This window comes from Acinetobacter sp. YH12134 (assembly GCF_013418555.1).
GTDB classification, from domain to species: Bacteria; Pseudomonadota; Gammaproteobacteria; order Pseudomonadales; family Moraxellaceae; genus Acinetobacter; species Acinetobacter indicus.
The window spans coordinates 14212-26016 of the sequence record NZ_VPBT01000010.1 but is presented as its reverse complement, the minus strand read 5'-3'; the positions used below and the strand labels follow the sequence as shown (position 1 = coordinate 26016).

11 protein-coding genes are annotated in these 11805 nt (G+C 44.9%); 5 read left to right on the top strand and 6 right to left on the bottom strand.

The genetic code is table 11. The annotated features are described in order from the left end of the window. Nucleotides 1-10: 10 nt before the first annotated feature. A complete protein-coding gene (locus FTU69_RS07480; RefSeq protein WP_104490019.1) occupies nucleotides 11-955 on the bottom strand; it encodes a Gfo/Idh/MocA family protein in 945 nt (314 codons plus the stop codon). A 28-nt stretch (nucleotides 956-983) separates the two neighbouring features. Beyond that, nucleotides 984-2282 (bottom strand): Vi polysaccharide biosynthesis UDP-N-acetylglucosamine C-6 dehydrogenase TviB, encoded by a 1299-nt coding sequence (gene tviB / locus FTU69_RS07475; RefSeq protein WP_180103661.1) that lies wholly within the window; start codon nucleotides 2280-2282, stop codon nucleotides 984-986. 317 nt (nucleotides 2283-2599) lie between these two features. Here tviB and FTU69_RS07470 point away from each other — a divergent pair, with 317 nt between their 5' ends. The 4 genes from FTU69_RS07470 to FTU69_RS07455 all read left to right on the top strand — a co-directional run bounded on the left by FTU69_RS07470 (nucleotide 2600) and on the right by FTU69_RS07455 (nucleotide 7935). After that, a complete protein-coding gene (locus FTU69_RS07470) occupies nucleotides 2600-3703 on the top strand; it encodes a polysaccharide biosynthesis/export family protein (RefSeq protein ID WP_168415523.1) in 1104 nt (367 codons plus the stop codon). Continuing rightward, nucleotides 3703-4131, top strand: coding sequence for a low molecular weight protein-tyrosine-phosphatase (locus FTU69_RS07465; RefSeq protein ID WP_005181218.1), 429 nt, complete (start codon nucleotides 3703-3705; stop codon nucleotides 4129-4131). The genes FTU69_RS07470 and FTU69_RS07465 overlap by 1 nt, the downstream gene beginning before the upstream one ends. A 17-nt stretch (nucleotides 4132-4148) precedes the next feature. Then, nucleotides 4149-6335, top strand: a complete 2187-nt coding sequence (locus tag FTU69_RS07460; protein ID WP_180103660.1) for a polysaccharide biosynthesis tyrosine autokinase — start codon at nucleotides 4149-4151, stop codon at nucleotides 6333-6335. 145 nt (nucleotides 6336-6480) lie between these two features. After that, nucleotides 6481-7935: a capsule assembly Wzi family protein gene (locus tag FTU69_RS07455; RefSeq protein WP_180103659.1), complete on the top strand. Its 1455-nt coding sequence runs from the start codon at nucleotides 6481-6483 to the stop codon at nucleotides 7933-7935. 99 nt (nucleotides 7936-8034) lie between these two features. Here the strand turns inward: FTU69_RS07455 and FTU69_RS07450 are convergent, their stop codons facing one another. Then, nucleotides 8035-8679: an START domain-containing protein gene (locus tag FTU69_RS07450; protein WP_005181209.1), complete on the bottom strand. Its 645-nt coding sequence runs from the start codon at nucleotides 8677-8679 to the stop codon at nucleotides 8035-8037. Nucleotides 8680-8735: 56 nt separating this feature from the next. Next, nucleotides 8736-9557 carry a 4-hydroxy-tetrahydrodipicolinate reductase gene (gene dapB, locus FTU69_RS07445; protein WP_016658892.1) on the bottom strand — a complete coding sequence of 274 codons (822 nt, stop codon included), beginning with the start codon at nucleotides 9555-9557 and terminating at the stop codon, nucleotides 8736-8738. Between the two features lie 248 nt (nucleotides 9558-9805). On the opposite strand from dapB, the gene FTU69_RS07440 reads away from it, so the two are divergent. Continuing rightward, nucleotides 9806-10078, top strand: coding sequence for a hypothetical protein (locus FTU69_RS07440; protein WP_180103658.1), 273 nt, complete (start codon nucleotides 9806-9808; stop codon nucleotides 10076-10078). Between the two features lie 72 nt (nucleotides 10079-10150). On the opposite strand, the gene dnaJ is transcribed toward FTU69_RS07440, so the two are convergent. Next, complete coding sequence (gene dnaJ, locus FTU69_RS07435; RefSeq protein ID WP_104472330.1) at nucleotides 10151-11260, bottom strand: molecular chaperone DnaJ; 1110 nt, start codon at nucleotides 11258-11260, stop codon at nucleotides 10151-10153. Nucleotides 11261-11366: 106 nt separating this feature from the next. Then, nucleotides 11367-11744, bottom strand: coding sequence for a hypothetical protein (locus FTU69_RS07430; RefSeq protein WP_005181203.1), 378 nt, complete (start codon nucleotides 11742-11744; stop codon nucleotides 11367-11369). Between the last annotated feature and the right edge of the window lie 61 nt (nucleotides 11745-11805).

Here is an 11805-nt window from a genome sequence, read left to right as displayed (position 1 = left end):
TCTTCCTTTCTTATTTTACTTTTGCCAACAATGGGTGCGGATTAGTTGGATTTTCGACAACTGGCGCAACTCGAATCACTTCAACGGTTTCAATCGCAGCACGGTTTTCTTCTACCCCATAGCCTTTACCTTCCAAAATACGTTGGTAACTTTGAGTATGTAAATCTGTAAAACCACCTGAAAATTCAAGCTCTTCATTTTCAATAGTAATACTACGATACGTCAGTTTCTCGCCCTGTACAGCATTTTCAGGTAAATTATTAGCATCAATCGACAAGAACCAGCGTACACGGGCACGTTCATATTCCAAATAGCCTGATGCAGTTTTTTCATCACGATAATGCACTTCATTTTTCACAATTTTGCCAAAAATAAAATGCAGCATGTCATAAAAGTGCACACCAATATTGGTTGCTACACCACCCGATTTATTATCAACCCCTTTCCATGATTTTAAATACCACTTACCCCGTGACGTAAGATAAGTTAAATCTACATCAAAAATTTTATCTGCTGGCGCAGCTTGGACTTTATCACGTAATGCAATAATTGAAGGATGTAAGCGTAATTGAAGAATCGAGTTTACTTTTGCGCCATATTGTTTTTCATATTCAGATAACAGATTTAAATCTTCTGAATTAAGTACCAATGGTTTTTCACAAATCACATCTATGCCATTTTTTAAGGCATATTTCATATGAGGTGCATGTAGATAGTTTGGTGAACAAATCGCAACATAATCCAGCTTTTCACCTTTGAGTTTTTGATCTTCTACATAAGCCTCAAACTCTTCAAATTCAGTAAAAAACTCGGCTTCAGGGAAATGACTATCCATAATCCCAACAGAGTCATTCACATCCATAGCAACGGCTAAAGTATTACCTGTTTCTTTAATTGCTTTTAAGTGACGTGGTGCGATATATCCTGCAGCACCAATGAGGGCAAATTTTTTCATGTTGTTCACTACAATTGATTAATTTATGTTAAAGACGGAATACAGTAAAACCTTGTGCTGTTAGTTCATCACGGTTAAACAGACTTTTGACATCAGCAATCACAGGTTTAGGATTATTTACATAGCTACGTAGCTGCTCGGGGCTAAGATGGCGGAACTCATTATGTCCGACAGCAACAACCAAGCTGTCTACAGGATGCTCTGCATCAATAATTGAAAGCTCCACCCCATACTCTTGTCGTACTTCTTCTGCATCTGCCCATGGATCACAGACCACAACCTGTGCACCCCAGGTTTGAAACTCTTTAATCAGGTCTTCAACCTTGCTATTACGGATATCTGGACAATTCTCTTTAAAGGTAATCCCTAATACACCAATTTTTGCACGCGGAACATCAATACCATTTTTAAGCATATGTTTAATTGTATTACGCGCCACATAACGTGCCATATTGTCATTAATACGACGCCCGGCCAAAATCACCTGTGGATGGTAACCCACTTCTTCAGCTTTATGGGTTAAATAGTAGGGATCGACGCCAATACAATGCCCACCAACCAAGCCTGGACGGAATGGCAAAAAGTTCCACTTACTGCCTGCGGCTTCTAGCACATCTAAAGTATCAATACCAAGCCGATCAAAAATAACCGATAACTCATTCACCAAGGCAATATTTAAGTCACGTTGGGTATTTTCAATGACTTTTGCTGCTTCTGCGACTTTAATACTCGAAGCTTTATGTGTACCTGCAGTAATAATACTGCTATATACCTGATCTACCAGCTCAGCGATTTCTGGGGTAGAACCTGAGGTAATTTTTTTAATTTTAGTCAGGGTGTTGACTTTATCACCCGGATTAATTCGCTCTGGGCTATAACCTGCAAAAAAATCCTGGTTAAATTTTAAACCTGATATTTTTTCTAAAACAGGAATACAAACCTCTTCAGTCGCACCCGGGTACACAGTAGACTCATACACCACAATATCACCTGGGTTTAATACCTGACCAATCGTTTCGCTAGCCTTTTGTAAAGGGGTTAAATCAGGTCTATTAACATGATCAACGGGGGTCGGAACCGTCACAATAAAAAAGTTGCAGCTTTTTAAATCATCCAAATTGGCGGAATAAGAAAGTTGTGTCGCCTGTTGCAGCTCTTCTGGTGATACTTCTAGAGTATGGTCTTGGCCACTTTGTAATTCTTCAATCCGTTTTTTGTGAATATCAAATCCAATTACCGGAACCTTTTTTCCAAATTCCACGGCAAGTGGCAAACCAACATAGCCTAAACCAATTACGGCAATTTTCAGGTCAGAGAGCTTTAGCATTTTAACGCCTTATTTATATACTATACTTATGAAGAGTAAATCTTTCGGCGGGAATATTAGCAGAAAATCATGAATGTTCTGTTATGATTTTTAGCCAAAAAAATCTAAAATGCTTCCTTTTATGTCAGTTTTTTGCAAATGATCTTTATTTAATTTTGCGGTGTCTCACAATTTAGATACTTTTTGCCTCATTTTTCTGGCTATGCTTGCGTATACTTTCGCAATCTACTTACAATTTGTTATATACCCTTAAAATAACTTCGGTAAACTATTTTTTATTTTTTATGATTTTAGAAAAATCGAGAACGGGAATACGTGTGAGACAATTTAAATCTATAATTCTACTGTCTTTTTTGGTGACAGCAAGCGGGTGTGCGGTCACCTCCGGCTTACAGACCTATGACTTACCTTCTGAGGGTGTCTATCAAACAGACTTGGGGACTTCGGTGAATGTGGTCCGGCTCACTCAAGATACTGTACTCGGTTTGCAACCGGCCGTACAAAATATTCAGCAAGATTATGCTCACCTGTTTACCCAGTCACATCGCAACTATAGCCTCAGTCCAGGCGACATTCTGTCGATCTATTTATGGGCCTACCCAGAAATTACCCCACCTACCAATACGATTAGCAATGAACAGGCTATACAGGCCAATGGTTATCAAATTGACCAAAGTGGCTATATTCAATTCCCGATTATTGGCCGCTATAAAGCTGCGGGCAAATCTTTAAGTCAGGTAAACCGTGAGCTGCGCAGTCAGTTATCCCGTTATTTAAAAACGCCTGATGTAGTAGCACGGGTCCTGTCTTATCAAGGGCAGCGTTACTCGGTGCAAGGTAATGTAATGAAAGGTGGCCAGTTCTATTTAAGTGACCAGCCGACCAGTGTCTATACCGCTTTAGGTCTGGCCGGTGGTGTCAATGCCCAGCAAGGCAATAATGCCTCTATTACCTTGGTACGTCAGGGGCAGACCTATCATTTAAACAGTATTGAGCTGGAACAAGCCGGTTTCTCTTTACATAATCTGCTGATTCAACCGAATGACACGCTGTATGTGAACAGCCGAGAAAACCAGAAAATCTATGTGATGGGGGAATCGGGTAAAAACCAGTCTTTACCGCTTCGAGATCAGGGCATGAGTCTGAGTGATGTACTTGGTGAAAGTCTGGGATTAAATCCATTGTCGGCCAGCCGTAGTAAAATTTATGTGCTACGTAGTCAGCCAAGTGGTGCACAAACCGAAGTCTATCATCTGGACTTAAGCAGTATTGCCGACTTTGGTCTGGCCAATCAGTTTAAAATGCGCAGTAATGATATTGTCTATGTCGATGCATCGGGCCTTGCGCGTTGGCAACGTGTCGTGAATCAGATTATTCCATTCTCAAATGCTTTATATAATTTAGACCGTTTGGGGAACTAATGAAAATTAACAATATTCTGGTGGTCTGTATTGGCAATATTTGCCGTAGCCCGATGGCGGAATACTTTTTAAAACAGGAATTTCCGCATTTACAGATTGAATCTGCCGGTATTTCCGGGCTGGTCGGTCATGCAGCCGATGACAAAGCCAGCCTGTGCATGCAGCGTTTAGGGATTGATATGAGCCCGCATGTGGCCCGAAAGCTAAATGCCGAGCTGGTCAAGAAAGCTGACCTGATTTTAGTCATGAGTCAGAATCAGCAAAAACATGTGGAACAGACCTGGCCCTTTGCCAAAGGTAAAACCTTTAGGCTCGGGCACTGGCAAAGTAAAAATGTGGCCGATCCTTATCAGCATGATCAGGCAGTATTTGATGACACCTGCCAGCTGATTCAGGCCTGCATTGCAGACTGGAAAAAATATATTTAACTTTCGAACAAAAGACTATGAGCCAAAATACCAATACAGAAGATACCATTGACCTGAAGGAATTGTTTTTCTCCTTAATTGCCCAGTGGAAACTGATTGCTCTCTGTGTCATTTTAAGTTTGGTCTGTGCCTTACTTTATTTAAGAACCACACCAGACACCTATCAGGTTGATGCGCTGGTTCAGGTCGAAGAAAATAAAGGAGCATCTGCCGCCTTATTGGGCGATTTGTCCAATATGATTGAGCAGAAATCACCGGCTCAGGCCGAAATTGAGATTCTGAAATCGCGTCTGGTACTTGGTACCGTCATTGATCGCCTGAATTTAAATATTCGCATTCATGGTACAGAAGACAGTTTCTGGAGCCGCTTACTGAATAAGCACGAGTATGACAGTGAATATTCGGGCAAATCCGTGCTGTTTAAAGATAACCAGAAAAGCTTTGATGTACGCAGCTTTGAGATTCCAGATTACTACCGCGATAAAAATCTGCTGCTTAGTTTTGCCGAAGGTCAATACCGTTTAACTGATTCAGCCACAGAACAGGTGGTCTTTTCCGCACCACTGAACCAGACCAGCCAGTTACAGTCTGAGTATGGCCTATGGAAAGTCGGTATTTATAGTCAGGACAGCTTTGATAGCACTTACCTGATCCAAAAGCAAAGCCTGCCTGCCGCGGTTCGCAGCTTGCTCGCTGACTATTCGGTGGCCGAAAAAGGCAAAATGACCGGTGTACTGGGCCTCAACTACCAGGGTACTGACAAGCAGCATATTACCCAGGTGCTCAATGCTATTTTAGCGGCCTATAGTCAACAGAATATTGAACGTCGCTCGGCTGAAACCGCACAAACCTTAAAATTCCTGGAAGATCAGCTACCTGAACTGAAGCAACAACTGGATGTCGCTGAACGTGAATTTAACCGTTTCCGCCAGCAGTACAATACGGTCGATGTCACCAAGGAATCAGAGCTGTATCTGACCCAAAGCGTGACCCTGGAAACCCAAAAAGCCGAGCTAGAGCAGAAAGTGGCTGAAGCCTCAGCCAAATATACGGCCGAACACCCAATCATGCAGCAAATGAATGCGCAATTAACAGCCATTAATAAAAAGATTAATGAGCTAGATGGAACTTTAAGGCGCTTACCAGAATTGCAACGCCAGTATCTGCAACTGTTCCGCGAAGTGGAAGTGAAGCAACAGCTGTATACCGGCCTGCTTAATTCTTATCAGCAGTTACGTATTGCCAAAGCCGGTGAAATTGGCAATGTGCGTATTGTCGATACCGCGGTGGAACCGATTGAACCGATTAAGCCAAAGAAATTACAGATCCTGATTCTGTCGATTTTCCTCGGTGGTTTCCTCGGAACACTGCTGGCCTTATTACGTAATATGCTGCGTAGTGGTGTTAAAGATTCTACCCAAATTGAAAATGAACTGGACTTGCCGGTGTATGCCACTGTGCCGCGTTCGCCTGTACAGGAAAGCCGGATTAAACTGCTGAAGAAGAAAAAGAATATTCCAATTCTCGCGGTCAAGCATAATGATGATATTGCCATTGAAAGCCTACGCAGCATGCGTACTGCCATTCATTTTGCCTTAAGCAGTGCCAAGAACAATATTATTATGGTTTCTGGTCCTGCACCGGAAGTCGGTAAATCCTTTATTTCAACCAACCTGGCCACCATTCTGGCGCAAAGCCAGAAACGGGTACTGATTATTGATGCGGACTTGCGCCGCGGTTATTTGCATAAATATTTTAATCAGCAAGCTCAACCGGGTCTGGCAGACTACTTAAATGGTCAGACCGAGTTAAGCCAGGTCATTAAAGCTACGGAAGTATCCGGTCTGGATGTGATTGCCCGTGGCAAGAGTCCGGCCAACCCGTCTGAACTGCTCAGCACCACACAATTTGCGACGATGCTGAATCAGCTGTCAGAACAGTATGATCATATTCTGATTGATACTCCACCAATTCTGGCGGTCACAGACGGGATTATTATTTCCCAGCATGCCGGAGTGAATCTGGTGATTGCACGCTATGCCAAGACACAAATGAAAGAGCTGGAATTGACCATCAACCGTTTTGAACAGGCGGGCGTGAAAGTCAATGGTATTATCCTGAATGATATTCAGCGCTCGAGTGCAGGCTATGGTTATGGCTATAACTATTCCTATGCCTATAAAGCCAACAAGGATAATGACTAATTTTGCAGTGACCGATTGCTTTAAAAATCTCGCTACGGCGGGATTTTTAATCTTCCCAGATTACAACTCTACTCAACAGTTTGCATTGAAAAAATAAACTCGTCCGCCTATGGTGTGGAGAGCAAAAAACTCCTGAGAATCAAAAATGCGTCTATCAAAAATATTGCTTGCGACCCTTGCCCTCAGCTCATCCCTGACCTTTGCTCAAGGGATTGTGCTGAATGACCAGAACCTGCGTACCGACCTGAATTGGCTGAATCAGCAAGGGGTGATTCAGATCAGTACCTCCACTTGGCCCATGAGTGGCGATGAAATTCAGCGCGCCCTGTCTCAGGCGAAAATCAGTAATTCTGTCCAGCAAAAAGTGGTGGATGCTGTCCTCACCCATTTAAATGCCGATAATCAGCTCTTGAAAGCTGCGCTATTTGCAGAAACTGATCATAAGTATCTGCCTCAAGCCTTTGGTGATCAGGAAAAATCACAATATCAGGCTGGTCTGGAACTGAATGCTGGCGGTAGCCAATGGGATGCCCGGTTACGGGTCAATGCTGAAAAAGACCCTCAGATTGATCATGATCAGGATGTGAATGTTGAAGGCTCTTATATTGCCGGGAAACTCTGGAATCAGTGGCTGATTGCCGGCCAGATTCCGACCTATTGGGGACCAGGTCATGAGGGGAGTCTGATTCGTGGCGATGCCAGCCGCCCAGTCTATGGTATTACTGCACAGCGGGCAGAACAGACTGCTTTTAGCAGCAAATGGCTGTCCTGGATTGGGCCATGGCAATATCAGGCCTTTGCCGGTCAACTGGACCATTATGATGCGGTCCCGGATGCCAAACTGATTGGGCTGCGTGTTACTGCTCAACCGCTTCCCTATCTGGAACTGGGGGCTTCACGCGCCATTCAGTGGGGTGGTGAAGGACGTCCGGAGAACTTTGATTCTTTATGGGATGCAATCATTGGTAAAGATAATGTCTATGGGGATACAGTCAATCCATCCAACCAGATTGCTGGTTTTGATGCGCGTTTAAACCTGCAACCTTTAGTGCAGATGCCGCTAGGGGTCTATGCCCAGTATGTCGGTGAAGATGAAGCCGGTGGCCTGCCCGCGAAAAAAATGTATCTGGCCGGGGTGGATTATTCATCTAGCTACCAGAATATGCCCTACCAGCTGTATAGCGAATGGGCTGACACGCGTACCAATGGCAAGGCACAAGGGATTTCCTATAATCATAGTGTTTATACCGATGGTTTCTATCAGCATGGTTATTCATTGGCCCATGCAATGGGCGGCGATGGCCAGATGATTGCTGTCGGCGGTGATATCCGTTTTGATCCTTTAAACCGTCTGCATGGCCGGGTGCTGTTTGCTAAATTTGATCAAGCAGCCAATCGACCAGGTAGCCGTCAAACAAACTATGCTTTTCCTGAGCAAGATGAGCTAACAGCTTTAGATATCACCTGGACACATTATCTACGTCCGGATATTCCACTTAAACTGAATGGCTGGCTGGGGGATTCAGACCTGCACGGTAAAGATGGCGGTGCCTCAATCGGGATTGAATTCCCGCTGGAAAAAGGACTGTTTAGCTACTAAGGCAGTTAAATCTCGTTTTAAAGACTCAGATCAGCGGTATTTCAATACGCTGTCTGAGTCTGCTAATGCCTGACCCGTCTAGCACCAGACGGGTATTTTTTATCTTAAAATCGCCGGTAAGGGTCGCTCGCGGCCCAGCAAACTCAGCTCAAGTTTCATTTTTTGCAGCATCTGATAAGGCTGCTGCTGCACAAACATATTCACAAAACTGGTTGGAATCGAACCGGCCGGATCGGCATAGCCATAGGTAGACACCTTAACCCGGTTGGCCCCCAGTTTTTGAAAGGTCCAGTCGCCTTCATAATGGGTTAAACGCACATAGCTCGGGTTTAAGGGATAACCCTGACTGACCGCCTTGTTCTGAATATGAATCACGCCTTGGGCATCTTTAAACATTCTGCCTTTGACCACCAGATCGCGGTCTTTTAGCGGAAAAGGAAAATCCAGCACCATATACAGCAGGAACTCACCTTTCTGGTCATCACGCGACAGTACCTTAACGCTGCCCATATATGGCACCCAGCTGATGGCATGTTCCACATCTAGAATCAGGCCGGCGGCTTTTTCAATCGAGACCGGAAAAGTGGTTTCTGCCTTGTACAAAAATACCGGGTTTTGCGGATGCTGATAGGTCCAGACCTTAATATTATTTTTATGAATATTGAGTTTGGCATTCTGCAAATTCTGAGCGGGTACACTCGCCGCCATGGCGAGTGCACCGGCCAATACAATCCATTTTTTCATTCCATTGTTCATCTTATTTTAGTTTTAGTGTTGTTATAACGGATTTTACAGCGGTTTTAAACTTGAATATCGTTAAAACCCAAGACATCTTTCATGTCATATTTACGCGCATCACGACCGACGACCCAGGCAGCAGCACGCACGGCACCGGCAGCAAAGTTCATCCGGTTGGTGGCTTTGTGGGTAATTTCTACGCGCTCGCCTTCACCAATAAACATGGCGGTGTGTTCACCGACAATATCGCCGCCACGAATGGTCTGGAAACCAATACTTTGACGCTCACGCGGACCGGTATGTCCTTCACGATGATAGACCGCATCTTTTTTCAGGTCACGGCCCAGGGTTTCTGCAATTGCTTCACCCATCATTAAAGCAGTACCTGATGGCGCATCGACTTTATGACGATGGTGCGCTTCAATCACTTCAATATCTACCGTATCGCCAAATACTTTAGAAGCAAGTTCTAAAAGCTTAATTGAAACATTCACACCCACTGAATAGTTGGCTGCATAGACCACCGGAGTTTGCGTTGCCGATTCATCCAGATAGGCTTTCTGTTCATCATTCATGCCGGTAGTGCCAATCACAATCGCCACGCCTGCTTCACGACAAATTTTCAGATGGTTCACAGTAGCTGCCGGTGCAGTAAAGTCGATGACCACGTCACACTGCTTTACCACCTCTTCCAGACTGCCAACCACTTTTACACCCAGGCTACCAATGCCCGCAAGCTCGCCTGCATCTGCACCGATTAAGCTACTTTCCGGACGTTCCACCGCAGCTGCAAGTTGATAACCGGCCTGCTCAACGGCTTGAATAAGGATGCGTCCCATACGGCCACCGGCACCTAATACACCAATGCGTGGAGTTGCTGACATAACATATTCCTGATGTTGATTCGAAATTGTCCTTACTATATCAAAACTCCCTGCCCAGACTAAGCCGGCAGTCTAAAAAAGCCGAAAAAAACTAAGATGGCTCAACCGTAACCCGCGCACCCGGTAATTTAAAAATAGAAATTGAAAAGAAAGTTCTGATTTCTCGCGTTTTTTCACAAAAGTGCAAAATTGCTACAGCAGACTAGCCGTCACGAATGAATAGAATAGAGATTATAAGGAGATCAAGCATGCATTCGAAACAACTGGGGATGGCAGTGTGTATGGGGCTACTGATGAGCTCGGCTTGGGCAGAACCACCATTACAACCGGGTGATACCTTGGAAAGCCTGTCTCAAGTCCGCATTACCACCACTTTACAGCCAGCAGTATCGGCAGAAGAAGCAGCACAAGTGGCGTTAATTGATGCAATTGAAGAACAGCAAAGCGAACAGACCACAGAGATGGCTGTATCTCAGGAAGATGCGCTGGTGGCAGAAATTGACCCGGTAGAAGGGGTTTAATTTTTTATTCGCCATAAAAAAGGGAGATCATGTTCATCTCCCTTTGTGTTTGAGCGCGCTGTTTAAACTGGCTTAGTCAAACAGACGGTCAAAGAATGATTTTTTCTTTGGTGACGAATTGTTGTTATCGCCATCCAGCGTCGCTTGCAGTTCTTTCAGTAATTCACGCTGACGAGAGGTCAGGTTCACCGGGGTTTCCACCACAATACGGCACAGCAGATCACCGACCATGCTGGTACGTACCGGTTTCACGCCTTTACCGCGCAGGCGGAACAGTTTACCGGTTTGGGTACCTTCCGGAATTTTCAGGCTCACCCGGCCATCCAGCGTCGGAATTTCAATTTCTTTACCGAGGGCAGCATCAGCAATCGAAACCGGCACATCCATATACAGATCGGCACCATCACGCTGGAAGATTTCATGCTCACGCACCACCACTTCTACGTACAGGTCACCGGCCTGACCATCACGGATCGCTTCACCTTTACCGGTTAAACGTACCCGGTCGCCATTGTCGACACCGGCTGGAATGGTAACTTCCAAAGTCTGCTGACGGTCAGATACCCCTGAACCATGACATTTGTTACATGGGTTCTTGATGATTTTACCCTGGCCACGACAAGTGCTACAGGTCTGCTGCACCGAGAAGAAACCTTGCTGCATACGTACCTGACCGGCACCATGACAGGTTTTACAGGTTTCGACATCATTCGGATTTTGCGAACCTTTACCATCACAGGCATCACACGGTGCAGGTGCGGTAAAGCTGATGGTTTTTTTCACCCCTTTAACCGCTTCTTCCAGGGTCAGTTCCATCACATAGCGCAGGTCCGAACCACGGCGCGCACGTTGCTGACGGCCACCGCCCCCAAAGGCACCCCCAAAAATATCGCCGAACTGGCTAAAGATATCTTCAGCACTAAAGCCGCCGCCGAAGCCACCACCGCCCATGCCGCCTTCAAAGGCCTGATGGCCCATACGGTCGTACATGCTGCGTTTTTCGCTGTCCGACAGTACTTCATAAGCTTCTGAAGCTTCTTTAAATTTTTCTTCAGCTTCCGGGTTATCTGGGTTACGGTCCGGATGATATTTCATCGCCAACTTACGGTAGGCTTTTTTAATTTCATCATCACTAGCGGTTTTAGCAACACCCAAAACCTCATAATAATCACGTTTAGCCATGTCTGGCGATGCTCCTCACGGAATTTTATTTAAGACTCAACTGAGGTCTGAAATTGGGGTTTATCCCAGATTTACAAGGGCAGGCAGCGAAAAAAATTTAGGCTGCTTAAAACACCGCCTTGTTTTTCATGAATTTACTTAAGCCTTTGATCCAGGCATTGAGTAAATATAAGAAGGCAATGGCGCTAAACACCACACCGGCAATGGTGGTCGCAGTGACCCAGGTGGCATCATTCCAGGCATAGAAAAATAGCGGAATAAACCATAGGGCAGCAAATACCGCCAAAATGGAGTAGATCATGACATTGCGCATGACCCAGAGTGCCTGGGCCTGTAACCAGACTTCGGTCTGATCGACCATCACCACTTTACGGGCCAGCCAGTAGGCAAAAATGGCGCTAATTAAGGTAAACAGGGCGAAAAACATGAAGACGTAAGAAAGAGCAATCGAACGACGTAACTTGGCTAAGCTATCTTGCTGCATGTGTGCTTCAACCCCATTTACTGCATGTTTGGTTTTATAATATGCAGTAAATTTACCTATT